Raw genomic sequence first — 23,326 nt, 5'->3', positions numbered from 1 at the left:
GAGCGGAGCTGCGGTGCCGGAGAGAGTGGTCGCCCTGGCCGAGGCGGTCGACGCGCAGTCGTCGTCCCGATTGCGCGACCTCGACACCATCGCCCGGATGACCCGGATGCTGGCCCTCAACGCGCTCGTCGAGGCAGCGCGCGCCGGCGAGGCCGGCCGGGGCTTCGCGGTGGTGGCCGAGGAGGTCAAGCAGATCGCCGAGCGCGCCGCCGCGATCAGCACAGGGTTGTCCGAGGAGCTCGGGCCGACCGTCGCCGAGCTGCGCGACCTCGGTGCCCGGCTGGTGTCCCAGGTGCGCGGGCAGCGGCTGGCCGACCTGGCGCTGAACGCGATCGAGCTGGTCGACCGCAACCTCTACGAGCGCACCTGCGACGTCCGCTGGTGGGCCACCGACGCCGCCGTCGTCGACGCGGTCACCTCCTTCGACCCCCAGGCGCTGACCACGGTCACCCAGCGGCTCGGCGTCATCCTGCGCAACTACACCGTCTACCTGGACCTCTGGATCACCGACGCCACCGGCCGGGTGCTGGCCAACGCCGCACCGGACCGCTGGCCCGGTGTCGTCGGCAGCGACGTCAGCGGCCAGCGCTGGTTCCGCGACGCCGTGGCCACCCCCGACGGGGACGCCTACGCCGTCCAGGACGTCACCGCGTCGGCGGCCCTCGGCTCCACCGTGGCCACCTACGCCACCGCCGTCCGACGGGGCGGGCAGACCGACGGCGAGGCGATCGGCGCGCTCGGCGTCTTCTTCGACTGGGCTCCGCAGACCCGCGCCATCCTCGACGGGCTGCGGCTGGCCGATGACGAGCGGGCCACCACCCGCGCGCTGCTGCTGGACGCCACCGGCCTGGTGCTCGCCGCCTCCGACGGTGCGGGGGTGCTCACCGAGCGGCTGGAGCTGCGCACCGACGGCGAGACCTCGGGCGCCTACCTCGACGGCGGCCGCACCATCGGCTTCGCCCGCACCCCCGGCTACGAGACCTACCAGGGCCTCGGCTGGTACGGCTGCCTGATCCAGGAGCGGTAGGTCAGGCCAGGGCGGCGGAGACGACGGCCTTGGCCTCTTCCTGGACCTGGGCGAGGTGGTCGGCGCCCTTGAACGACTCGGCGTAGACCTTGTAGACGTCCTCGGTGCCGGACGGGCGGGCGGCGAACCAGGCGTTCTCGGTGGTGACCTTGAGCCCGCCGATCGCGGCGCCGTTGCCGGGCGCCTTGGTCAGCTTCGCGGTGATCGGCTCACCGGCCAGCTCGGTGGCGGTGACCGCCTCCGGGGAGAGCTTGCCGAGCGCGGCCTTCTCCTCCCGGGTGGCCGCGGCATCGACCCGGGCGTAGGCCGACGCACCGAACTTTTCCGTCAGTGACGCATGCAGCTGCGACGGTGAGCTGCCGGTCACGGCCTGGATCTCCGAGGCCAGCAGGGCGAGCAGGATGCCGTCCTTGTCCGTCGTCCACACCCCGCCGTCGCGGCGGAGGAAGGACGCCCCGGCCGACTCCTCACCACCGAAGCCGACCGACCCGTCGAGCAGGCCGGGCACGAACCACTTGAACCCGACCGGCACCTCGATCAGCCGCCGACCGAGGTCGGCGACGACCCGGTCGATCAGCGACGACGACACCAGCGTCTTGCCCACCGCCGTCTCGGCGCCCCAGCCCTCGCGGTGGGTGAACAGGTAGGAGATCGCCACGGCCAGGAAGTGGTTGGGGTTCATCAGCCCGCCGTCGGGGGTGACGATGCCGTGCCGGTCGGCGTCGGCGTCGTTGCCGGTGGCGATCTGGAACTCGTCCTTCGCGCCGATCAGCGAGGCCATCGCCGAGGGGGAGGAGCAGTCCATCCGGATCTTGCCGTCCCAGTCCAGCGTCATGAACCGCCAGGTCGGGTCCACCAGCGGGTTGACCACGGTGAGGTCGAGCCGGTGCCGCTCGGCGATCGCGCCCCAGTAGTCGACGCTCGCCCCACCCAGCGGGTCGGCGCCGATCCGCACCCCGGCGGCCCGGACGGCGTCCAGGTCGAGCACGTTCGGCAGGTCGTCGACGTAGCTGCCGAGGAAGTCGTAGGACTTCGCCGCGGCCCGGGCCCGGGCGAACGGGATGCGCCGCACGCCATCCAGGCCGGCGGCCAGCAGCTCGTTGGCCCGCTTCGCGATCCAGCCGGTGGCGTCGGTGTCGGCCGGGCCACCGGACGGCGGGTTGTACTTGAAGCCGCCGTCCCGGGGCGGGTTGTGCGAGGGGGTGATGACGATGCCGTCGGCCAGCCCGCTGGTCTTCCCGCGGTTGGCGGTGAAAATGGCGTGGCTGACCGCCGGGGTGGGCGTGTACCGATCGGCGGCGTCGACGAGCACGGTGACCTCGTTGGCAGCGAGCACCTCCAGCGCGCTGACCCAGGCCGGCTCGCTCAGCCCGTGGGTGTCCCGGCCGATGAACAGCGGGCCGTCGTACCCCTGCTGGGCGCGGTACTCGCAGATCGCCTGGGTGGTGGCCAGGATGTGCGCCTCGTTGAACGCGCCGTCCAGCGCCGACCCGCGGTGCCCCGACGTGCCGAACACCACCTGCTGCGCCACGTCGGCCGGATCCGGCTCGACCGTGTAGTAGGCGGTGACCAGGTGCGGGACGTCGACCAGGTCGGAGGGCTGGGCCGGCTGGCCGGCGCGGTCGGAGCTCATGCGTTGATCTTCGCGCCGAGCCACCGGGAACCGCGACCCGGGCCGCCCTGTCGGTGCCCCGCCGTAGCCTGATCGGGTGCTCGGGGACTGGCAGGAGATGGTCACCGACGAGGCCCTGCGGGACGCCGTCGGGCCGGAGGTGCTCGAGCGGGCCCGGCCCTACGTCGCCCGGGCCGTCCTCGACGTCCGGCACTCCGACGACGCGCGCCGGCTCACCGGGCTGGTCCAGGGCAGCGGGCCCGAGCCCTACCGGACGGTCGTGGTGCGCACCGACGGCGGCCGGGTGCCCTGGGCCGGCGCCTGCACCTGCCCGGTGGGCGACGACTGCAAGCACGCCGTCGCCGTCCTGCTGTCGCTGCGCCCGCTCCTCCAGCGGGCGTCGGCGGCCCGGGGACCCGCCGTCCGGAGCTGGGAGCAGGAGCTCGAGGAGCTGGTCACCGCCGCCGCGGACCGGGCGCCGCGCGCCGCGGTGCCGATCGGCCTGCAGTTCGAGCTGGTCGAGCCTGAACCCGGGCGCGGCCGCAGCTCGGTGGCCGCGCCGGGCACCCGGCAGCGGCTGGTCCGGCTGCGGCCGGTGGTGCCGGGCAAGCGCGGCCAGTGGGTGCGCACCGGGGTGACCTGGAAGCAGCTGCAGTACGACAACAGCCGCACCGGCTGGGACCCGGCGCACGTGGCCGCGATGCGCGCGCTGCACGCCACCCACCAGGCGGCGCGCAACCAGTACTGGTCCTACGCCCCGGTCGACGTCTACCTGCACGAGTTCGGCCCGGGGCTGTGGCGGCTGCTGCGCGAGGCGGTGGCCGACGGCGTCCCGCTGCTGACCGCCGAGCGGCCGCCCCGACCGGTGCTGCTGGCCGACGCCGACGCCGACGTCGCGATCGACCTCAAGCACGGCGCGGACCGCACGGAGCTCTCCGCCGTCCTGCGGGTGGACGGCCGCCCGGTGGACCCCCGGCTGATCTCCTTCCTCGGCATGCCCCCGCACGGCGTGACCGTCGACGGGCCCAGCCGGGACCAGGCACCGGACGGCGCCCCCGGCCTGGTGCTGGCCCGGCTGGACGCCCCCGCGCCACCGGCGCTGGCCGGGCTGGTGGCGCGCGGCGGGGTGATCGGCATCCCGGCCGGCGACGTCGACCGGTTCCTGCGCGACTGGTACCCGGGGCTGCGCAAGGCGGTGCCGGTCATCTCCGCCGACGGCTCGGTGCCGCTGCCTGAGGTGGCACCCCCGCGGCTGGCCGTCGAGGTCCGCTTCCCCGGCGACGCGACGGTCTGCGTGCGCTGGTCGGTGCACTACGGCCCGGAGCGCTCGTTCGCCCTGGGACAGTCGACCGGCCCGGGCGACGGCCGTGACCCGGCCGCCGAACAGCTGCTGGTCGAGGCGCTGCCCGGCCCCGTCGGTGGGCTGCCCGAGCTCTGGACGACGGAGCGCCGGCTCGCCGAGGAGGTCGAGCTGACCGGGATGGAGGCGCTGGAGTTCACCACCGAGGTGCTGCCCGAGCTGCACGCCGCCCCGGACGTCGACGTCACCGTGCTGGGCACCCCGACGGACTACCGGCAGAGCACATCGGCGCCGGAGATCAGCTTCACCGCCCGGGACAGCCGGGAGTCCGACTGGTTCGACCTCGGGGTCAGCGTCACCGTGGACGGCCAGCACGTCCCCTTCGCCACCCTGTTCCAGGCGCTCGCCGCCGGGCGCACCCGGCTGGCGCTGATCAGCGGCACCTGGTTCTCCCTGCAGCGGCCGGAGTTCGAGCAGCTCCGGCTGCTGATCGAGGAGGCACGAGCGCTGCAGGACGTGCCCGGCGACGGGGTGAAGGTGAGCCGCTTCCAGGCCGGGCTGTGGGAGCAGCTGCTCGGGCTCGGCGTGGTCGAGGAGCAGAGCGAGCGCTGGACCCGTGAGGTGCGCGGGCTGATCGACGCCGAGCACGCCGAGCCACCGCCGGTGCCGGCCGGGCTGGCCGCCGAGCTGCGGCCCTACCAGCACGAGGGGTACGGCTGGCTGGCGTTCCTCTGGGACCACCGGCTGGGCGGGGTGCTCGCCGACGACATGGGGCTGGGCAAGACGCTGCAGACCCTCGCACTGCTGGTGCGCGCGCACGAGGCCGGCGACCTGGACGACGCCCCGGCGCTGGTGGTGGCGCCGACGAGCGTGGTCTCCACCTGGGCGCGGGAGGCGACCCGGTTCGCTCCCGGCCTGCGGGTGGTCACGGTCGAGGAGACCGAGCGCAAGCGCGGCACGGCGCTGGAGGAGCAGGTGGCCGGCGCCCACGTCGTCGTCACCTCCTACGCCCTGTTCCGGATCGACGAGGACGCCTGGACGTCGATGCCGTGGCGCGCGCTGGTGCTGGACGAGGCGCAGTTCGTGAAGAACCACCGGGCCCGCACCTACCAGTGCGCCCGCCGCCTGCCGGCGCCGGTGAAGCTGGCCCTGACCGGCACCCCGCTGGAGAACAGCGTCATGGACATCTGGGCGCTGATGTCGATCGTCGCGCCGGGGCTCTTCCCCGACCCGGAGCGGTTCACCGAGGCCTACCGCATCCCCATCGAGCGGGACGGCGACGCGGGGAAGCTGGCCGTGCTGCGCCGGCGGATCCGCCCGCTGATGCGCCGGCGGACCAAGGAGATGGTCGCCGCCGAGCTGCCGCCCAAGCAGGAGCAGGTGCTCGAGGTCGTGCTCAACCCGCGGCACGAGAAGCTGTACCAGACCCACCTGCAGCGGGAGCGCAGCAAGGTCCTCGGGCTGGTGGACGACATGCAGAAGAACCGGATGACGATCTTCCGGTCGCTGACCCTGCTCCGGCAGCTGAGCCTCGACCCGGTGCTGGTCGACCCGGCCTACGCCGACGTGCGCTCCAGCAAGGCCGACGCCTTCCTGGAGCACCTGCGCGAGGTCGTCGCCGAGGGCCACCGGGTGCTGGTGTTCAGCCAGTTCACCCGCTTCCTGCGCGGCATCCGCGACCGGCTGACCGCCGAGGGCATCGACTGGGTCTACCTGGACGGCCGCACCCGGGACCGGGACGCCGCGATCGAACAGTTCCGCACCGGGACGGCGCCGGTGTTCCTGATCAGCCTCAAGGCCGGCGGCTTCGGGCTCACCCTCACCGAGGCCGACTACGTCTTCGTGCTCGACCCGTGGTGGAACCCGGCGAGCGAGGCGCAGGCGGTCGACCGGGCGCACCGGATCGGCCAGGACAAGACGGTGATCGTCTACCGGCTGGTGGCCGTGGGCACGATCGAGGAGAAGGTGATGGAGCTCAAGGCCCGCAAGCAGGCGCTGTTCGAGCAGGTCGTCGACGACGGCGCCCTGGCCTCCGGCGCCCTGACCGCCGACGACGTCCGGGGCCTGTTCGGCTGAGCCGGGTGGTGCTGTCTACCGGGTCAAGCCGCGTCACCTGACGTAGAGCCGCGTCACGGCACGGCTCCACGTCAGGCGGAGCGGCTCAACCCTCCCGGAGCCACCGGCACCGCTCAGCTGACCTGCCGCGGTTCGCCGCGGTAGGTGCCGACGCTCCACAGGTTGCCCTCCGGGTCCCGAACGGCGAACTCCTGCCCGCCGTGATCGGTGTCGTGGAGCGGCTGGACGACGTCGGCTCCGGCGCCGAGCACCCGGGCGTACACCCCGGCCGCGTCGTCGGTGACCAGGTAGGCGGCGGCGGTGCCGGGCCGCGCGGGCCACGGGTCGTCGGGCACGTCGCGCACCGAGCCGAGCATCACGCCTCCGCCGGGTGGCCAGTCCAGCTGGGCGTGGGCCAGGGTGTCGCCGTCGGCGTAGACGGCCGTCTCGGTGAAGCCGAGTACGTCGACCAGGAAGCGGATGACCCCGCGGGCGTCCCGGGCGCGGAAGGCGGGCCAGACGGTGGGCGGGGGAGCGGTGTCGGTCATGGCGCTCAGGGTGCCGACACCGGCGTCCGGCCGTCTTGGACGTATCGGAGCAGATCGTCGGTGTCCGGGCGGAGCAGCTGGTGCTCGGCCGCCAGCCAGCGGCGCGGGGGCAGCCCGGCCAGTGCGCGCCACTCGCGGGTCAGGTGCGACTGGTCGGCGTAGCCGTGCGCGGCTGCGAGGACGGCCAGGTCGGGTGCCCGCCCCCGGGCCACCGCTGCGGCCAGCCGCCGCCGGGCGACCGAGAAGCGGGCCACCCGGGCGGCCTCCTTGGGGGTCAGGCCGAACTCGGCGGTGAACCGCTGCCGCAGGTACCGGTCGGACCAGCCGACCCGCGCCGCGATCGCCGCGACCCCGAGGCGGCCGGCGGCCCGGGTCGTCAGCGCCCAGGCCTCGGTGAGCTCGGGGGCCGGGAACGCGAGACGGTCGGGCAGCAACCGGGGCAGCGCGGCGTCGAGCGCGGCGAACCGGCCCGGCCAGTCGGCCGCGGTCCGCAGCCGGTCCAGCAGCTCGCCGGCCGCCGGGCCCAGCAGGTCGGCGAGCTCGACGTCCAGCGACGCCAGGGCGCCCGCGGGCATGCCGAGGAGCGCGCGGGCCCCCAGCGGGGTCAGCGACAGCTGGACGCCGAACTGCCGGTTGCCGGTGGCGATCAGCGCCGGGGCGGTGTGCAGCCCACCGACCAGCGCGTCGTGGGCACTGGCGGCCTGGCCGGGGTCCGGGTGGGCGGCCATGACCAGTGGCTCGTCCAGGGTCAGCACCAGGGTGAGGTGCGGTGAGGGCAGCCCCCGGTGCAGTCCTGGGGTGAGCCCCTCGTGCCGGTAGCCGACCACCTCGGCGACGAACGGGCGCAGCGCGGGCGGGGGACGGTGCACCACCGACTCCGCCAGCACCGGCCCAGGATGTCCCGCCGGCTGCCCGGTGCCTAGCGGTCGACGCGCGCCGTTCCCCTTCGCATCGCCAGCCCCTGCCGCAGCAGCCCGGCCGCGAGCACCGCCCCGACGCCCTCACCGGCGCGCAGCCGCAGGTCCAGCAGCGGCTCGCAGCCCAGCGCGTGCAGCACCGCCTCGTGGCCCCGCTCCCGGCTGCGCTGCCCGGCGACCAGCGACGACTGCACCGCCGGCTCCAGGCCGACGGCGACCAGCGCGGCCACCGAGGTGGCGAACCCGTCCACGACCACGACCGCCCCGGCCTCGGCCGCGCCGAGCGCCACCCCGGCGAGCACCGCGAACTCGGGACCGCCCAGCTCGCCGAGTGCGCGCATCGGGTCGAGGCCGCTGCCGGCCCGCCCGAGCGCCGCGGCCACCACCGCGCGCTTGCGATCCAGCATCGCCGCGTCCACCCCGGCGCCCAGGCCGGTGACGAGGTCCGGTTCCACGTGCAACAACGCGGCGGCCAGCGCAGCGGCGACGGTGGTGTTCCCGACGCCGACCTCCCCGAGCGCCACCAGCCCGGTGGCGGCGCCGTGCTCGGCACCCAGCCGGCGACCGGCGGCGACCAGTTGCTCCGTGTCGGCGGGAGTGAGCGCGGCGGCGTCCACCAGGTCACCGCGCTCGCCCGCGGCACGCGCCGGCACCGCGCCGGGCACCGGCGGCCCGACGACCCCGGCGTCCACCACGACGACGTCCAGCCCGGCCGACCGGGCGGCCGTCGCCCCCAGCGCCTCCCCGGCGACCGCCGCCGTGACGACGTCCCGGGTGGTGGACACCGGGTACGCCGACACGCCGCGGGCGGCGACCGGGTGGTCGGCGGCGGCCAGCACCAGGACGCCACCGGTCAGTTCGCCGCGCCCCAGCGCGACCGCGCGGTCGACCGCGCGGTCGAGCAGCCCCAGCGACCCGGGCGGGGTGAGCAGCCGGTCGGCGGCGTCCCGGGCACCGACCACGGCCGCGGGCCCCGGCGCGCGCAGCCGGGACGGGGGCGCGGCGACGTCCCCGGCCGGCCAGCGGTCCGTGAGGACGACGTCAGCCAGTGGCTGCCGGCGCGACCACGCGGCCCGCTCCAGGCCGGGCGCGGGTGGCCGCTCGTCCGGCCAGCCGAGGCACAGCCAGCCCAGGGTGACCACGCCGTCGGGCAGCCCGAGGAGGTCAGCCAGCTCGTCGGGGCGGAACAACGTCACCCAGCCCAGACCCAGGCCCTCCGCACGGGCGGCCAGCCACAGGTTCTGGATCGCGGCGGCGCAGCTCCACAGGTCGGCGTCGGGGAAGGTGGCCCGGCCCAGCACCCCGGCCGCCGGCGTCCGCCGGTCGCAGCAGACGACGACGCCCAGCGGTGCCTCCCGGACGCCGGCCAGCTGCAGGTCCAGCAGCCGGGCTGCGGCGTCCGGCTCCAGCTGGGCGGCCTGGCGCAGCCGCTCGCGGTCGGTGAGCACGGCGGCGGTGTCCCGCACCCCGGCGTCGGTGACCACGACGAACCGCCACGGCTGGCTGTGCCCCACCGACGGGGCCTGGTGGGCGGCGGTGAGCACCCGGGTGAGCACCTCGTCGGGCACCGGGTCGGGGCGGTACCGGCGGATGTCCCGCCGGGCCTCGATCGTCCGGTACAGCCCGGCCCGGTCGTCGGCCGGCAGCGCCCAGCCGGTGGGGTCGGCGGCCCGTTCGGACGCCGCGGTGCCGTCGCCGATCAGCGGCACCGGCCGGGGCCAGGTCATCCCTCCACCTGCGCCAGGAACCGGCGCACCGTCTCCAGGAAGACCTCGGGCTGCTCGGAGTGCACCCAGTGCCCGGCGTTCTTCACCCGCACCAGCCGGGTGGTGGGGAACAGCTCGTCCATCCGTGGCCGGTCCTCCTCCAGCACGTAGGTCGAGTTCGCCCCGGCGATCCACAGCACCGGGCCGTCGAAGGTGGCCCCGGCCGGCGGGTCGGGGAAGCGGCGCAGTTCGCCGAGGTCGCGGGCCAGCGTCTCCAGGTTCAGCCGCCACCGCCAGCCCTGACCGGCCCCGACGCCGTCCCGGACCAGGCTCTGCAGCAGGAACGACCGCACCATCGTGCTGGGCACGGCCTGGCGCAGCGCCTGGTCGGCGTCCTCGCGGGTCTCCAGCGCGTCGAGGTCCATCGCCTGCATGGCGGCGATGAACGCGGCGAAGGGGGAGGCCTCCTCGTCGGGGTCGTCGGTGCGGCCGCCGGTCTCGGGGTAGTCGGTCGGGGCGATGTCGACGACGACGAGGGCACGCAGCAGCTCGGGCCGGCGCAGCGCGAGCTGCATCGCCACCTTGCCGCCCATCGAGTGCCCGACCAGGGTCACCGGGTCGCCGAGCAGGGCCAGCTCGGCGGCGACGAACTCGGCCATGTCGCCGTAGTCGACCCGGTCGGTCCACGGCGAGTGCCCGTGGTTGGGCAGGTCGAGCAGGGTCACCCGGTGCCCGTCCTCGGCGAGCGCCTTCGCGATCGTCGTCCAGTTCCGGCCCTGACCGAACAGGCCGTGCACGAACACCACCCGGGGCCCGGTGGTGCCGAGCGTGCGGGCCGCCAGCCGGATCGCGTCGGTCATGCCCTCATCCCACCAGACCCGATGTCGCTCCCCTCGACCGTCGGTCCCCGCGGTTAGCGTCGGGGCACCCCGACGGCCGCCCCAGGAGGTCCCTCGTGCCCGGACGCCGCCGGCGCTCCACCAGTTCGACCCGCAGGAGCACGACCACGACGACTCGGAAGGCCGCCCCGCGGAAGGCCGCACCCCGCAGGGCCCCGAAGGCGGCCGCCGAGCTGCCGCAGGCCGGACCGGGGGAGCGGGTCTGGGTGCTCGCCGTGCCGTTCCGCGCCCCGGCGCCGGGGGCCAGCTGGCACGCCGGGCTGTCGGCGCACGTGTACGTCGGCCGGGAGCTGCCCGCCGCCCTGGTTCCGTACGACCCGCCGCCGTACGGCTTCGAGCGCTTCGTCGAGGACGAGCTGAACGCCGAGCCGCGCCCCCTCCCCGCCGTCCGGCCGATGACGCCGCGGGCCGAGCAGCTGACCGGGTCGGCGGTCATCGCCGCGCACGAAGCCGCGGGCGGGCGGATGTTCCTGCTCGGCGACGACCCGGGGGTGGGCAAGACCGGCACCGCCGTCCTGGCGGTCGGCCAGATCGCCGCGCGCCGGGCGGACCAGCAGCGCCCGGTGCGCACCGTGCTGGTCGTCGCCGACCGGCCGGCCGCCATCACCGTGCCGCACTGGGCCCGCTCGATCGCGGCGTTCGACGACAGTGGCCTGCGCTGGTGCGTCACGACCTGGGACCGGCTGGGCAAGGTGGCCGGGCTGACCAAGGCGACCGGCGCGCGGTTCGACGTGGTGATCGCCGACGAGGCGCACATGGTGCGGCACACCACGACCCAGCGCTGGAAGCACTGGAAGGCGGTCTCCGGCGCCGGCCGGGTCAAGGACGCGCCCTACGTGCTGCTGGCCACCGCGACCCCGGCACACACCCCGCTGGAGCTGCCCTACCTCGCCCCGCACTTCGCCGCCGTGCACGGCGAGCCGCTGAAGGACTGGGCCGACCTGCCCAGCCGGCTGGCCGCGCACGGGTTCCACGTGGAACGTGCCCGGTACGGCTGGAGCTGGACCGAGGACGCCGAGGAGCGACGGGCCGACCTGGCCCGGCTGCGCAGCTGGCTGGCCGACACCGACCCGCCGGCCACGCTGCACCGCCCCGCGCCCTGGGGGCCGGTGTCGGTCACCGGCACGCCCGTAGAGCTGACCCCGGCCGAGCGGGCGCAGTACGAGGCCGAGTGGTCGGAGTTCCGGGCGGAGATGCAGCTGGCCCGCCGCAAGCGGGAGACCGCCCGCGGCCGGGCCGCGCTGTTGCGGTTCCGGCAGAAGGCCGGCCTGATCCGCGCGCAGGCCACGGTCGACTGGGTCAGGGCCCAGGTGGAGGCCGACCGGCAGGTGGCGGTCTCCGTCGAGTTCGTCGAGACCGCCGCCGACCCGATCCGCGAGGCCCTGCTGGACGGCGGGGTGGCGGTCGCCTCGATCTACGGCCGGGACCGCTTCGACGTGGAGGCCGAGCGGCTGCGCTTCCAGACCGGCGAGGCGCCGGTGTGCGTGTTCACCGTGACCGCCTCGATCAGCCTGCACGCCGGTGAGGTGCTGCCCGGTGGGCGCACTGCGTCGACGACGCCGCGGGTGGGGCTGTTCCACCAGCCGAGGTTCTCCGGCATCGCCGCCCGGCAGGTCACCGGCCGCACGCACCGCGACCACCAGGTCTCGCCGTGGCGGGTGGCGTTCGCCCAGGACACGGTGGAGGAGGACGTCGCCCGGGTGATGGTGGAGCGGTTGGCGGTCACCGGCTCGACCGCCGGGGGCGACACCGCCGGCCTGCAGCAGATCGCCGAGCTGCTCGACGCCGACTGGCTGCCGGCTCAGTCGCTCACCGGCAGCGACTGACGGGCCCGGAGCTCAGCCGCCGACGGCGTACTGCCGGGCGACCTCGTCGGGCGTGAGGACGGACAGGTAGAGGCTGACGTGCGCGATCGAGCCGGCGAAGTGGTCACTGCGCGGCTCGGCCGGCCAGGAGGCGCTGATCGTGTCGTAGCCGACCCGCCAGTACCCGGTGTACGGCTCCGCGCTCGTCGTCGACCTGCGCTCCTTCTGCAGCACGCCGTCCACGTAGAGCCGGAGGCCGGTGGTGGGTGAGAAGGTCGCCGTCATCAGGTGCCAGGCCCCGTCGTTGTACGACCGCTCGGTGGTCACCGTCTCGACCGCGCCGCTGTAGACACCGAAGGTGAGCTTGCCGGAGTTGGTCATGTACACGTGCCGGTCGTGCTGACCGGACGCACTGCCGTTGGCACCGGTGCCGAAGCCGATCAGCTTCCCCCCGTTCCAGGCAGTGGTGGCGAACCACAGCTGCACCGTGAACGTCTGCGGGTCGGCCATCGCGTAGGACGTGTACATCTGGTCGTCGACGCCGTCGAAGCGCATCGCCCGGGTGCCGTCGGGGGCGCACTTCGGCGGCCCGGAGGTGACCGGCGTCGGCCCGCCGCTGTAGGTGCCGTTGACGTAGCTGCCGGCAGTCCCGCTGTTGCGGGCGACGGTCCCGCCGGCCTCCTGGAAGCCGAAGTACCCGGGTGCAGCGGAGGCGACCGACGTACAGGTGGGGGGCCGCTCGACACTGAAGGTGTTGACGTGGTTGGCGGTGCTGGCCGTGAACACCGCGCCCGAGGTCCCGGGCAGCCCGGTCACCAGCAGACCGACGGCGCCCAAGGCCAGGCCGCCGCGAGCTGCCCGACGCACTCGCCGGCTCATCGGACGCCGCCGCGGTGGGGTGTCCGCGCCGGTCCGCTGGGTCGGGTCGGCGGGGCCGCCGGCCGGAGCGGCCGACGAGCTCCGGTGCAGCACCGCGAGCCCGATCAGGCCGGCCAGGCCGAACGCCGTCCCGGCCACCGGCAGCCAGCGCCCCTCAGCGGCCCAGAGGACCGGCAGCCCGAGGCCGGGGAGGCGGAGGGTCCCCACCCCGTGCACGGCCGACGGGCTCACCAGGGAACCGTCCGGCTGAGGGTTGGCATCGCCCTGCAGGCGCAGGCCGCCGTCCTCGATCGCCACCAGCCGGTGCAGCCGCAGGGCGCCGGGCAGGTCCGGGTCGTCGACCAGGAGCACCTGCCCAGGCTGCAGCCTGTCGGTGTCCACCGGCCGCACCACCGCGACGTCACCGGGCTGCACGCCCGGCACCATCGAGCCGGAGAGCACCACGGTGGACTGCCAGCCGGCGACGGCCGGCAGCACCGTGACCAGGACCAGCAGCACCAGGGCGCCCAGCACGGTGCGTGCCAGCACCGTCGCGACGAGCGCCGTCCGGGTCTGTCGCCAGGAGGTGGTCCCGGGCATCGGGTCCGGGGAGACGTCGATCGGGAGAGGGCTCATCGGGACTGGGCCTCCCAGACGAAGGTGACCGTCGCCGACCCGCTCTGCACCGTGCCCTGGGTGTTGACCGGGAGGCTGTAGGTGATCTCGTAGGTCCGCTGCTCACCGGCCGGATCGCCCGACGTCGTCCAGGTGCCCAGGCCGTCTGCCCATCTGTCGGTGGGGAAGGCCGCCAGGGTGCCGTCGTACACCGAGGCGTTCGACCGGAAGCCTGCACAGTCGGCGTAGCCCCCGCCGGTGCCGATCCGGACGGTCAGCCGGAGTGCGCTGGCCAGGCCGTTGGTGTCCGAGCGCCCGGTTGCGTACATCCGGATGCCTGCCGGCACGGTGCCGGTGGAGGTCACGGAGATGCACCGGGTCCCGGAGTCTCCTCGCTTCAGGCCCGAAACCGTGAACAGGGTGCCCCCCGCGTCATCGGACAGGGCGACCGTCCCGGTGGTCACGGTGGGCAGCGGAACGGCCGCGGTGGTGTCGGTGAACCCCGCGTAGGCCGACTGCCACACCAGCGCCGTCGCCAGCGCCAGGGCACCTGCTGCGGACACGACGACGCCCCGTCGCGCCGCGCGACGGCTGGGACGGCGGGGGCGCACCCTCGTCATGCCTGGCTCTCTCCGGGACTCCGGTGAGGTCGGCCGGCTGAGGCCACCTCGGAGCCCTGGACGCTAGGGCTCAGGAGACGCCAGTAGAAGACGCATGGTCACCGAGTCACTCCGCTGGGTGACGGGATCGTCGCCGGGATGACAGCTCGCCGAGTGGCCCGGTGACCCAGCGTCCGCCCCAGGTCAGCCCGGGTGGCTGCCCGCCAGCCGCATCGGCAGGTGCGGGATGCCGTCCTCCAGGTAGTCCGGCCCCGACCGGCGGAAACCGAACCGCTCGTACCAGGACTCCAGGTACGCCTGCGCCCCGATGTCGATGGTGCGCCCCTCGCACAGCTCGATGCCCCGCCGCACCAACTGGGCCGACAGCCCTCGGCCACGCGCCGAGGCGGCGGTGGCCACCCGGCCGATCGCCCGGTCCTCGCCGTTCTCCAGCAGGCGGATGGTGGACAGCACCGTGCCCTCGTCGTCGGCGAACCACAGGTGCACGGTGGTCGGCTCGGTGTCCCGGCCGTCCAGCTCCGGGTACGGGCACTCCTGCTCGACGACGAAGACGTCGACCCGCAGCCGCAGCAGCCCGTACAGCTCGGCGGGGGTCAGCTCGGCGAACCGGGCGGTGCGCAGCGTGGGGGCGTCGGTCACGGCGTCATCGTCGCAGGCGGGCCCGACGGCCGCGGGTACCCCAGCACATCGGACCCGCGAACGCTCCCGCGGAGCGCCTGCGCGTCAGTCGCGGGCCGGTGCGGCCCCGTTGCCGTCGAGCGGCACACGGGTCACCGGCGCCGACTCGCCCACGCCGTCGGCGGCCCCACTGCCCAGCCGCTTGAGCATCGCGGCGACGTCCAGGCCGGTGAGGTCACCGGACAGCTGCAGGCCCTGGGCCACGTTCGCCGCGACCGAGCGGCCGAGCGAACCGGCACCGTCCGCGGAGATGACGGTCATCTTCTCCACCGCCGAGAGCGGGGCCGAGGCGGCTGCCACCACCTCGGGGAGGACCTTGACCAGCAGGTCGAGGATCGCGGCCTCGCCGTAGTTGGCGAACGCCTCGGAGCGGGCGTCCATCGACTCGGCCTCGGCCTTGCCGCGGGCCAGGATCGCGGCGGCCTCCGCGGCGCCCTCCCGCTCGACCGCGTCGGCGATGGCCTGACGGCGCTGCTTCTCCGCCTCACCGCGCTTGGCGCCCTCGATCGCCTCCGCCTCGGCCAGCGCCGAACGGCGGGCCCGCTCGCCCTCACCGGACAGCCGGGCCTGCTCGGCCGCGGCCTGGGCGGCCGCGATGGTGGCCTGCCGCTGCGCCTCCGCGGTGAGGATGGCGGAGTTCTTCCGGCCCTCGGCCTCCTGCTCCACGCGGTACCGCTCGGCGTCGGCCGGACGGCGCACCTTGGTGTCCAGCTGCGCCTGGGTCAGCGCCGCCGTCCGCTCGGCGACCTTTTCCTGCGCGGTGAGCACCTCCTGGTCCTGGGCGGCCTGGGCCAGCGGGCCGGCGGCCGCGGCGCGGGCCTTGGCGGCGTCGATCTCCGCGTCGATCTCGGCCTGCTTGAGCTGCAACTGGCGCTGGGAGACCGCGATCGCCTCGTCGGCGAGCAGCTGCTCCTGCTGGGCGGCCTGCCGGGCGCGGGCCTCGGCGATGCTGGCCTCCTTGAGCACCCGCGCGGCCTCCGGGCGGCCCAGGTCGGCGAGGTAGGTGCCCTCGGCCTGGATGTCCTGCAACTGGAAGGTGTCCAGCACCAGCCCCTGGCCGGTCAAGGAGGACTCGGCCTCCTCGGCGACGGCGGAGGCGAAGGCGGCCCGGTCGCGGATGATCTCCTCGATGGTCAGCCGGCCGACGATCGACCGCAGGGCACCGGCCAGCACCTCGGAGGTGAAGGTGTCGATGCCCTCCTGCTGGGCGAGGAACCGCTGCGCCGCGGCGCGGATCGCGCCCTCGTTGCCGCCGACCTTGACGATCGCGACGCCCTCGAGGTCGCACTTGACGCCCTGCAGGCTCACTGCGCCGCGGATGCCGACCGGGATGCGGCGGCTGGACAGGTCGATCGAGTGCAGCTTCTGCACCACCGGGAGGACGAAGACGCTGGCCCCCATGACGACCTTCTGCCCGGACATGTCCCGGCTGACCGCCCCGTCGGTGCCGGTGACCGAGCGGCCCTGCCGGCCGGTCACCAGGAACGCCTGGTTCGGCCCGGCGACCTTGATCCGGGAGAGCACCAGCAGCACGAGCAGGAGCACGAGGACGGCGATGCCGCCGATGGCGATGAGCAGGGTCACGGCCGGGTTCCTCCGGGGTCTGGGAGAGGGTCGGTCGTCTCCGGTGCGGTGGAGACGACCTGCACGGAGGTCTCCGTGAGGGTGTCGACGACGTAGACCGGGGTGCCCGCGGGCAACGGCACGTCGCTGCGCGCGTGGTACTTGAGCTGCTGGCCGGCCACGGCGAGCCGGACCTCGCCGAGCCCACCCGCGGGCACCCGGGAGACGACGACCCCCTGGGCACCGAGCAGCCGGTCGGCGGTGAGCGTCGGCTCGGTCGGCATGTCCCGCAGCACAGCCGACAACCGGACGGCGCCGGCGGCCAGCGGGAGCGCCACCGCCAGCCCCGCCACCAGGGCGAGCAGCACGGTGACGGCGCCGGGCAGGGCGGGCAGCAGCGCGGTGGCCGCGGCGCCACCGAACCCGATCCCACCGAGGAACGCGGCGATCGCGGGCAGGGAGAAGGGGCCGTCGGCGTCGATCGGGCCGATCTCCCCGAGCTCGCCGGCCAGCAGCGCGACGACGAGCACGAGCAGGCCCAGCCCGCCGACGACGAGGAAGGCCACGGCGATGGGGTCCACGTGCCCTCCTCCTGGGTCCGGCGCACAGAGTCGCAGGTCAGGAGCTCGTGATCAAGCGGGCGATCATCCCGGCCGCGCGTGGCCGGGCTCGGTGCTAGCGTCCCGGCCTGACACGGGGTGTCCCGCCCGGGACTGAGAACACACCCGTCGAACCTGCTCCAGTTCGCACTGGCGAAGGGATGTCACGGCGTGGACGCCACCGCTCTGCGCGCCGCCGGCACGGCGCTGCGCGACTCCGCACCCCTGGTGCACTGCCTCACGAACACGGTCGTGCAGACCATCACGGCCAACGCCCTGCTGGCCATCGGCGCGGCCCCGGCGATGGTCGACGAGCCCGCCGAGGCCGGGGAGTTCGCCGCCGTCGCCTCCGCCGTCCTGGTCAACTTGGGCACGGTGCACCAGCGCACCGCCGAGGCGATGCGGCTGGCCGCCCGCGCCGCCGGTGAGTCCGGCCGCCCCTGGGTGCTCGACCCGGTGGCGGTCGGTGGCCTCACGTTCCGCACCGAGCTCGCCGCGGACCTGGTCCAGCTGCGGCCGACCGTCGTCCGGGGCAACGCCTCGGAGGTGCTCGCGCTGGCCGGCACCGGGAACGGCGGTCGCGGCGTGGAGAGCACCGACTCCCCGGAGGCGGCGCTGGAGGCGGCGCAGGAGCTGGCCCGCCGGACGCTGGGCATCGTCGCGGTCAGCGGGCCGGTGGACGTGGTGACCGACGGGGAGCGGGTGGTCCGGGTCGGCGGTGGGTCGCCGCTGCTGACCCGCACCACCGGCGCCGGGTGCGCGCTGGGCGGGGTGGTCGCCGCCTACCTCGCCACCGCCGGCGACCTGATGACCGCCACCGTGGCCGCGCACGCCCACGTGGCGCTCGCCGCCGAGGCCGCCGCCGCGCGGGCCGCCGGGCCGGGCACCTTCGCCGCGCTGTGGCTGGACGCACTCGACGCCGTGGACGGCGACGCCCTGGCCGCCGCCGACGTCCGCGCCTCATGAGGGCCCGCTTCGACCCGACGCTCTACCTGGTGACCGACACGGTGCTCTGCGCCCCGCGGTCGGTGCCGGAGGTGGTCGCCGCCGCGGTCGCCGGTGGGGTCACCGCCGTCCAGGTCCGGGACAAGACGGCCTCCCGTCGTGACCTGCTGGCGCTGGTCCGCGCGGTGCAGGCGGTGCTGCCGCCGGGCGTGGCGCTGATCGTGAACGACGCCGTCGACGTCGCGGTGCTCACCGGCGCCGACGGGGTGCACGTGGGCGCCGACGACCTGCCGCCCACCGAGGCGCGCACGCTGCTGGGGCCCGGCGCACTGGTCGGTGTCTCGGTGGGCAGCGCCGCCGAGCTCGACGACGTGCTGGCCCTGCCGGCCGGGGTGGTCGACCTGGTGGGGCTCAGCCCCGTCTGGTCCACCCCCACCAAGCCCGACGCCGGTGCGGCGCTGGGCCTGGACGGCGCCCGGGCGCTGGCCGCCCGGGCGCGGGCCGGCGGGCTGGCGTCGGTGGCGATCGGCGGCATCTCGGCGGAGAACGCCGCCGCGGTCGCCGCGACCGGGGTGGACGGCATCTGCGTCGTCTCCGACATCTGCACCGCGGCCGATCCGGCCGCGGCGGCCCGGGCGCTGCGCACCGCACTGAGCGGGGTGCCGGCATGACCGCGGCGGTGGCGCTGACCATCGCCGGCAGCGACCCCAGCGGCGGCGCCGGCATCCAGGCCGACCTGAAGACCTTCAGCGCCCTGGGCGTCTACGGCACGGCGGTGCTCACCGCGCTGACCGCGCAGAACACCCGCGGGGTCACCGGCGTGCACGGCGTCCCGGCCGGCTTCGTGGGGGAGCAGGTGCGCACGCTGCTGGACGACGTGACCGTGCACGCCACCAAGCTGGGGATGCTGGGCACCGCCGAGGTGGTGCGCGAGGTCGCCGCGCTGCTGGCCGGCCGGCCGGCCGGGCCCGTGGTGTGCGACCCGGTGATGGTGGCGACCAGCGGTGACCGGCTGATCTCGGCCGAGGCGGTGGACGCCGTCCGCACCGACCTGCTGCCGGTGACCGACCTGCTCACCCCCAACGTGCCCGAGGCCGCGGCGCTGCTGGACGTCGCACCCGCGACCACCGTCGACGAGCTCGCCCCGCAGGCCACCGCGCTGCTCGCGCTGGGGCCGGCCGCGGTGCTGCTCAAGGGCGGGCACCTGGGCGGCGACGACAGCGTCGACGTGCTGGTCACCGCGGCCGGGGTGGTGCAGACCCGCCGTCCGCGGGTGGCGACGTCGTCGACGCACGGCACCGGCTGCACGCTGTCCTCGGCGCTGGCGGCGCTGGCGGCCCGCGCCCGGCTGGCCGGGGACGAGCCGGACTGGGCGTCGCTGGTCGAGGACGCCCGCGACTACCTGCAGGCGGCGCTGACCGCCGGCGGGGAGCTGGGCGTGGGCTCCGGGCACGGCCCGGTCCACCACTTCGCCGGGCACTGGTGACCGGCTGAGCCGTCAACCCTCGTCCAGGACCTCGCGCAGCACCAGCGCGGCCAGCTCGTCCCCGCCGGCAGCGGCGATGGAGAAGTGCTCGATGGCGGTGTCGACGTCCCCGGCACCCAGCAGCAGCACCCCGAGGTTGTGGTGCGAGTGCAGGTCGCCGCCCTCGATGCCGGCCCGGTAGGCGGCCTCCGCGGCGACGACGTCGTCCAGCTCGTCCCGGTACAGGTTGCCCAGCGGCAGCCAGGCGGCCACCTCGCCGCGGGCGGCACCGCGCTCGAGCACGGTGCGGGCCTCCTCGACCCGGCGGGTGCTGCGCAGCAGGTCGGCCAGCGCGGCGCGGGCGACCTCGGAGTGCTCGGCGCCGGCCCGCAGCTGCGGCTCCAGCGCGGGGTCGCGGCTCTCCTCCCAGCGCCAGCAGGCCAGGGTGGTGGCGGCGGCCCGGGAGCCGGTGTCGGCAGCGAGCTGGGCCCAGTGCCAGGCCTCCAGCTGCCGGCCCGCCTCGCGCAGCAGGACGGCGAGCTCCAGCGCCGCCTGCTGGTCGCCGCGTCCGGCTGCGGCCCGGAACGCCCGCTCGGTCAGCGCAGGCCCGTGGGCCGGGTCGACGAGGGCGTCGTCGTCCGGGGTGTTCGCGGGGTCCTGGGGCACGTCGGTGAGTCTGGCGTGACCACCGGCCCCGGCGCATGCCCCGAAGGGGCTGCCCCACCCGATCAGGGGGTGGTCCAGTCCGGGGGGTCGGCCGGCTGCAGGTCCGGGTCGTCGGCGGCCAGGGTGCGCACCCGGCCCGGCGCCGTCCGTGGCCCCTCGAACCGCACGGTCACCCGGTTGAGCCCGCTGCCCCACACCCAGCCCGCACCGTGCTCCGGGTGGACGACGTCCTGGCCGGGGTACCAGGCCACCACCGCCGGACCGGGCGCCGGGTCCGCCGGCACCGGCTCGACCACCGGCTCGCCGGTCGGGTCCTCGTCCACGACGGCGTCCTCCACCGGGGCCAGCGCCTCGGCGAACAGGTCGCCCTGCGCGTAGGGCGACAGCCCGGAGACGCCGACCCCGAGCAGCCGGAGGCCGCCGCTGCGGTCGACCGCGGCGAGCAGCCGGTGGGCGATCTCGGCGATCTGCCGGGGGTCGTCGACGGCGTGCGGCAGGGTCTGCGAGCGGGTGAGCGTGCTGAAGTCGTACCGGCGGACCTTCAGCGTCACCGTCCGGCCCGACGTGCCCGAGCGCTGCAGCCGGCTGCCCACCCGCTGGGCGAGCGCGTCGACCTCGGCGGCCAGCCGCGCCGGGTCGGTCAGGTCGCGGGCGAAGGTCTCCTCCGCGCTCACCGACTTCGCCTCCCGGTCGGTGATCACCGGGCGGTCGTCGTCGGCCCGGGCCAGCCGGTACAGCCCAGCGCCGTGTGCCTGACCGACCAGGCTGGTCAGGTCCACCAGGGAGAGCCGGTGCAGATCGCCGATCGTCTTCACCGAGATTTGCGCCAGCCGCTCGGCGGTGGCCGGGCCGACCCCGCCGAGGCTGCGCACCGGCAGCGGGTGCAGCACGTCCAGCTCCTGCCCCGGCGGGACGACGGTCAGCCCGTCCGGCTTGCGCAGCTCCGAGCCGATCTTGGCCAGCGACTTGGAGGTGCCGATGCCCACCGAGCCGGTGACCCCACCGGTGGCCACCGCGATGCGGGCCTTGAGGTCGGTGGCCAGGGCGGTGACCCCGGCGACGGAGAGGTCGTGGTCACCGGCGGCCAGGTCGACGTAGGCCTCGTCGATCGAGACCGGCTCGACCAGCGGGGAGAGCTCCCGCAGCAACGCCATGACCACGTCCGACGTCCGCCGGTAGGCGGCGAACCGGCCGCCCAGGAAGGCGGTGCCCGGTGGGCAGAGCCGCCGCGCCTCGGCGGTGGGCATGGCGCTGCGGGCGCCGAACGCCCGCGCCTCGTAGGAGGCGGTGGCGACCACGCCCCGCCCGCCGGTGCCGCCGACCACGACCGGCCGGCCGCGCAGCGAGGGCTTGTCCCGCTGCTCCACGGCGGCGAAGAAGGCGTCGAGGTCCAGGTGCAGGATGCTCGGCTCACGCCGCACGCGCCTCCCCCTCCCTGCCCGCCGCGGACCCGAGGCGTCGATGATGCCCCTCATGGTCGAGCCGAGCGCATGGACGCAGATCACCCAGTCCGACCCCGGCCACTCGGCTGCCTACGTCGAGCGGTTCCGCGCGCTGGCCGCGCAGGGCGCCGACCTGGCCGGCGAGGCGCGGCTGGTCGACGCGATGCTGCCCCGCGGGTCGCGGGTGCTGGACGCCGGCTGCGGCCCGGGCCGGGTCGGGGCGGTGCTCGCCGAGGCGGGGCACACCGTGGTGGGCGTGGACGCCGACCCGGTGCTGATCGCCGCAGCCGAGGCCGACCACCCCGGCCCGCGCTGGATCGTCGGCGACCTGGCCGAGCTGGACCTGCCCGACCGGTTCGACGCCATCGTCTGCGCGGGCAACGTGATGGCCTTCCTCGCCCCCAGCACCCGTCGCGAGGTGCTCCGCCGGCTGCGGGCCCACCTCGTGGACGGCGGCCGGGCGGCGATCGGCTTCGGCGCCGGCCGCGGCTACCCGTTCGAGGAGTTCCTGGACGACGCCCGGGCCACCGGCTGGGCGGCCGACGTCCTGCTGTCGACCTGGGACCTGCGGCCCTTCGGCCCGGACGCCGACTTCCTGGTGGCCGTGCTCTCCCGGGTGTAGGCACGGGGCATGACGTACCTGCCCGACCCGGCCACGTTCTCCCGCCAGGAGGACCAGGCGTCCGCCGGCCGTACCCGGTTCGTCGCCACCGGCAGCCAGACCCGCGGCGACTTCGGCCTCTTCGAGGTGACCATGGCCCCGGGCGGCAGCGGGCCGGGGCCGCACCTGCACCGCACGTTCAGCGAGTCCTTCCACGTGCTGGAGGGCTCACTGGCGGTGCTCGCCGACGACGAGTGGACGACGGCGCACGCCGGGGACCTGGTGTACGTGCCCCGCTCGAGCGTGCACGGCTTCCGGTCGGCCGGGCCGGACGTCGGCGCCCGGTTCCTCATCCTCTTCACCCCGGGCATCCCGCGGGAGGAGTACTTCACCGGCCTGGTCGAGCTGCACGCCGGCGGCCGGACGCCGTCACCGGCGGAGATCGACGCCTTCGCGCTGCAGCACGACCAGCTGAACCTGCGCGACTGACCGCCGGGTCACTCGCAGGCGGTGCCGTCCCCGTCGCCGTCCATCCGGTCGGACCAGCCCGGGTCGCCACGGTGCAGCGGTGCCGCTCCGGCCGCCCGGACCGCCTCGCAGTTCGGGAACGGCTCGGTGCTGGTCTCGGCGGTGGACGGTTCCGCGGAACCGTCCACCGCGGGGGCCGGGGCCGGGATCGGTTCGGCCGGGCAGGTGTCCAGGACACGGGCGATGGCATCGTGCTCGGCCTGGGTGACCCAGAGACCGTAGGTCGCCTTCACCGCGACCTGACGGGCGACGTAGGCGCAGCGGTACCCGCGGGCGGACGGCAGCCAGGTGGCGGCGTCGCCGTCGCCCTTCTGCCGGTTGGCGGCGTAGTCGACGGCGAGCAGGTTGAGCGGGTCGTTGGCGAAGGCGGTGCGGCGGGCCTCGTCCCAGGCGAAGGCACCGGTCTGCCAGCCGTTGCTCAGCGCGACGACGTGGTCGATGTCCACGCTGCTGCCGTCGCCCTTCTCGAAGGCGATCGTGGCGCCGGTGTACGGGTCGGCGAGCGTGCCGGTCTCCACCACACAGTTCTGGGTGCCGGCCCGGAACACCTCGTCGACCAGGTCACGGGCCAGGACGTCGTTGCGGGTGTCGCAGCCGTTGCGGTCGACGTCGGCCCAGGTGGCGCCGAACTCGTCGCGGTCGTAGCCGGTCGTCGGCGCCCGTCCCTTGACCGGCAGCGTGGCCAGCACGTCGACCGCGGCCTGCCCGGCGGCCGGGGTGCTCACCGACACCTGCCCCGCCTCGGAGACCGCGCCGGGGGCGGGTCCGGCCGCCGGCTGACAGCCCACCGTGCCCAGGAGGACCAGGGCAGCGAGGCCGAGTGAGCGGTGTTTCACGTGGAGCGGCGGGGAGGTCATCGCCTGCCGACGCTAGGCCG

Annotated in this window: 21 protein-coding genes and 1 riboswitch; of the genes, 8 read left to right on the top strand and 13 right to left on the bottom strand. The window is 75.4% G+C overall.

Annotated elements, in window-relative coordinates; genetic code table 11:
- Nucleotides 1-13: 13 nt before the first annotated feature.
- Nucleotides 14-1,027: a methyl-accepting chemotaxis protein gene (locus HLA93_RS21670; RefSeq protein ID WP_308128216.1), complete on the top strand. Its 1,014-nt coding sequence runs from the start codon at nt 14-16 to the stop codon at nt 1,025-1,027.
- A 1-nt stretch (nt 1,028) separates the two neighbouring features.
- On the opposite strand, the gene pgm is transcribed toward HLA93_RS21670, so the two are convergent.
- Nucleotides 1,029-2,660: a phosphoglucomutase (alpha-D-glucose-1,6-bisphosphate-dependent) gene (pgm, locus tag HLA93_RS17765; protein ID WP_222195744.1), complete on the bottom strand. Its 1,632-nt coding sequence runs from the start codon at nt 2,658-2,660 to the stop codon at nt 1,029-1,031.
- 76 nt (nt 2,661-2,736) lie between these two features.
- Between pgm and HLA93_RS17760 the strand changes: the two genes are divergently transcribed.
- Entirely contained in the window at nt 2,737-6,015 is a 3,279-nt protein-coding gene (locus HLA93_RS17760) for a DEAD/DEAH box helicase (RefSeq protein ID WP_222195743.1), read from the top strand.
- A gap of 113 nt (nt 6,016-6,128) precedes the next feature.
- Here the strand turns inward: HLA93_RS17760 and HLA93_RS17755 are convergent, their stop codons facing one another.
- From HLA93_RS17755 to HLA93_RS17740, 4 genes are read right to left on the bottom strand one after another with little or no spacing between them, the layout of a single operon-like run.
- On the bottom strand, nt 6,129-6,542 hold the full coding sequence (locus tag HLA93_RS17755; protein WP_222195742.1) for a VOC family protein: 414 nt from the start codon (nt 6,540-6,542) through the stop codon (nt 6,129-6,131).
- 5 nt (nt 6,543-6,547) lie between these two features.
- The gene (locus HLA93_RS17750) at nt 6,548-7,429 is read right to left on the bottom strand and encodes a helix-turn-helix domain-containing protein (RefSeq protein ID WP_222195741.1); all 882 of its coding nucleotides are present in this window, start codon (nt 7,427-7,429) and stop codon (nt 6,548-6,550) included.
- A 32-nt stretch (nt 7,430-7,461) separates the two neighbouring features.
- Nucleotides 7,462-9,186, bottom strand: coding sequence for a 5,6-dimethylbenzimidazole synthase (gene bluB / locus HLA93_RS17745; RefSeq protein ID WP_222195740.1), 1,725 nt, complete (start codon nt 9,184-9,186; stop codon nt 7,462-7,464).
- Nucleotides 9,183-10,025: an alpha/beta fold hydrolase gene (locus HLA93_RS17740; protein WP_222195739.1), complete on the bottom strand. Its 843-nt coding sequence runs from the start codon at nt 10,023-10,025 to the stop codon at nt 9,183-9,185. Before HLA93_RS17740 ends, bluB begins: the two co-directional genes overlap by 4 nt.
- Before the next feature lie 95 nt (nt 10,026-10,120).
- On the opposite strand from HLA93_RS17740, the gene HLA93_RS17735 reads away from it, so the two are divergent.
- Nucleotides 10,121-11,890: a helicase gene (locus HLA93_RS17735; protein ID WP_222195738.1), complete on the top strand. Its 1,770-nt coding sequence runs from the start codon at nt 10,121-10,123 to the stop codon at nt 11,888-11,890.
- A 12-nt stretch (nt 11,891-11,902) separates the two neighbouring features.
- Here HLA93_RS17735 and HLA93_RS17730 read toward each other — a convergent pair whose 3' ends face one another.
- The 5 genes from HLA93_RS17730 to HLA93_RS17710 form a co-directional block, all read right to left on the bottom strand.
- Complete coding sequence (locus HLA93_RS17730) at nt 11,903-13,363, bottom strand: LamG-like jellyroll fold domain-containing protein (protein WP_222195737.1); 1,461 nt, start codon at nt 13,361-13,363, stop codon at nt 11,903-11,905.
- Nucleotides 13,360-13,905 carry a hypothetical protein gene (locus HLA93_RS17725; protein ID WP_222195736.1) on the bottom strand — a complete coding sequence of 182 codons (546 nt, stop codon included), beginning with the start codon at nt 13,903-13,905 and terminating at the stop codon, nt 13,360-13,362. The genes HLA93_RS17730 and HLA93_RS17725 overlap by 4 nt, the downstream gene beginning before the upstream one ends.
- Nucleotides 13,906-14,145: 240 nt before the next feature.
- Complete coding sequence (locus tag HLA93_RS17720) at nt 14,146-14,601, bottom strand: GNAT family N-acetyltransferase (RefSeq protein ID WP_222195735.1); 456 nt, start codon at nt 14,599-14,601, stop codon at nt 14,146-14,148.
- Between the two features lie 84 nt (nt 14,602-14,685).
- Nucleotides 14,686-16,224, bottom strand: coding sequence for a flotillin family protein (locus HLA93_RS17715; protein ID WP_222195734.1), 1,539 nt, complete (start codon nt 16,222-16,224; stop codon nt 14,686-14,688).
- Nucleotides 16,221-16,784 carry an NfeD family protein gene (locus HLA93_RS17710; RefSeq protein WP_222195733.1) on the bottom strand — a complete coding sequence of 188 codons (564 nt, stop codon included), beginning with the start codon at nt 16,782-16,784 and terminating at the stop codon, nt 16,221-16,223. Before HLA93_RS17710 ends, HLA93_RS17715 begins: the two co-directional genes overlap by 4 nt.
- A 103-nt stretch (nt 16,785-16,887) precedes the next feature.
- Nucleotides 16,888-16,981, top strand: a riboswitch (TPP riboswitch).
- On the opposite strand from HLA93_RS17710, the gene thiM reads away from it, so the two are divergent.
- The 3 genes from thiM (at nt 16,974) to thiD (ending at nt 19,233) form a co-directional block, all read left to right on the top strand.
- Nucleotides 16,974-17,768 (top strand): hydroxyethylthiazole kinase, encoded by a 795-nt coding sequence (gene thiM / locus HLA93_RS17705; RefSeq protein WP_222195732.1) that lies wholly within the window; start codon nt 16,974-16,976, stop codon nt 17,766-17,768. (Overlaps the previous riboswitch by 8 nt.)
- Complete coding sequence (gene thiE / locus HLA93_RS17700; RefSeq protein WP_222195731.1) at nt 17,765-18,418, top strand: thiamine phosphate synthase; 654 nt, start codon at nt 17,765-17,767, stop codon at nt 18,416-18,418. The genes thiM and thiE overlap by 4 nt, the downstream gene beginning before the upstream one ends.
- Nucleotides 18,415-19,233 (top strand): bifunctional hydroxymethylpyrimidine kinase/phosphomethylpyrimidine kinase, encoded by an 819-nt coding sequence (gene thiD, locus HLA93_RS17695; RefSeq protein ID WP_222195730.1) that lies wholly within the window; start codon nt 18,415-18,417, stop codon nt 19,231-19,233. Before thiE ends, thiD begins: the two co-directional genes overlap by 4 nt.
- 12 nt (nt 19,234-19,245) lie before the next feature.
- Here thiD and HLA93_RS17690 read toward each other — a convergent pair whose 3' ends face one another.
- Nucleotides 19,246-19,878 (bottom strand): hypothetical protein, encoded by a 633-nt coding sequence (locus HLA93_RS17690; protein WP_222195729.1) that lies wholly within the window; start codon nt 19,876-19,878, stop codon nt 19,246-19,248.
- A gap of 62 nt (nt 19,879-19,940) precedes the next feature.
- Entirely contained in the window at nt 19,941-21,299 is a 1,359-nt protein-coding gene (locus HLA93_RS17685; RefSeq protein WP_222195728.1) for a DNA polymerase IV, read from the bottom strand.
- Nucleotides 21,300-21,351: 52 nt separating this feature from the next.
- Here HLA93_RS17685 and HLA93_RS17680 point away from each other — a divergent pair, with 52 nt between their 5' ends.
- Together HLA93_RS17680 and HLA93_RS17675 are read left to right on the top strand one after the other, a co-directional pair.
- Complete coding sequence (locus HLA93_RS17680; protein ID WP_222195727.1) at nt 21,352-21,942, top strand: class I SAM-dependent methyltransferase; 591 nt, start codon at nt 21,352-21,354, stop codon at nt 21,940-21,942.
- A 9-nt stretch (nt 21,943-21,951) separates the two neighbouring features.
- The gene (locus tag HLA93_RS17675; RefSeq protein WP_222195726.1) at nt 21,952-22,410 is read left to right on the top strand and encodes a cupin domain-containing protein; all 459 of its coding nucleotides are present in this window, start codon (nt 21,952-21,954) and stop codon (nt 22,408-22,410) included.
- 8 nt (nt 22,411-22,418) lie between these two features.
- Here HLA93_RS17675 and HLA93_RS17670 read toward each other — a convergent pair whose 3' ends face one another.
- Complete coding sequence (locus HLA93_RS17670; RefSeq protein WP_308128215.1) at nt 22,419-23,285, bottom strand: GmrSD restriction endonuclease domain-containing protein; 867 nt, start codon at nt 23,283-23,285, stop codon at nt 22,419-22,421.
- Nucleotides 23,286-23,326 lie beyond the last annotated feature (41 nt).

Source organism: Modestobacter italicus, assembly GCF_019799965.1.
Classification (GTDB): Bacteria; Actinomycetota; Actinomycetes; order Mycobacteriales; family Geodermatophilaceae; genus Modestobacter; species Modestobacter italicus_A.
Note: the sequence above shows the minus strand (reverse complement) of the source record. Positions and strands in the feature narration are given on the sequence as shown.

What these genes read in the sequence shown, in the direction of transcription:
- pgm (WP_222195744.1), bottom strand. Translation starts at nt 2,660, where the DNA reads ATGAGCTCCGACCGCGCCGGCCAGCCGGCCCAGCCCTCCGACCTGGTC.
- HLA93_RS17755 (WP_222195742.1), bottom strand. Translation starts at nt 6,542, where the DNA reads ATGACCGACACCGCTCCCCCGCCCACCGTCTGGCCCGCCTTCCGCGCC.
- bluB (WP_222195740.1), bottom strand. Translation starts at nt 9,186, where the DNA reads ATGACCTGGCCCCGGCCGGTGCCGCTGATCGGCGACGGCACCGCGGCG.
- HLA93_RS17740 (WP_222195739.1), bottom strand. Translation starts at nt 10,025, where the DNA reads ATGACCGACGCGATCCGGCTGGCGGCCCGCACGCTCGGCACCACCGGG.
- HLA93_RS17730 (WP_222195737.1), bottom strand. Translation starts at nt 13,363, where the DNA reads ATGAGCCCTCTCCCGATCGACGTCTCCCCGGACCCGATGCCCGGGACC.
- thiE (WP_222195731.1), top strand. Translation starts at nt 17,765, where the DNA reads ATGAGGGCCCGCTTCGACCCGACGCTCTACCTGGTGACCGACACGGTG.
- thiD (WP_222195730.1), top strand. Translation starts at nt 18,415, where the DNA reads ATGACCGCGGCGGTGGCGCTGACCATCGCCGGCAGCGACCCCAGCGGC.
- HLA93_RS17680 (WP_222195727.1), top strand. Translation starts at nt 21,352, where the DNA reads ATGGTCGAGCCGAGCGCATGGACGCAGATCACCCAGTCCGACCCCGGC.
- HLA93_RS17675 (WP_222195726.1), top strand. Translation starts at nt 21,952, where the DNA reads ATGACGTACCTGCCCGACCCGGCCACGTTCTCCCGCCAGGAGGACCAG.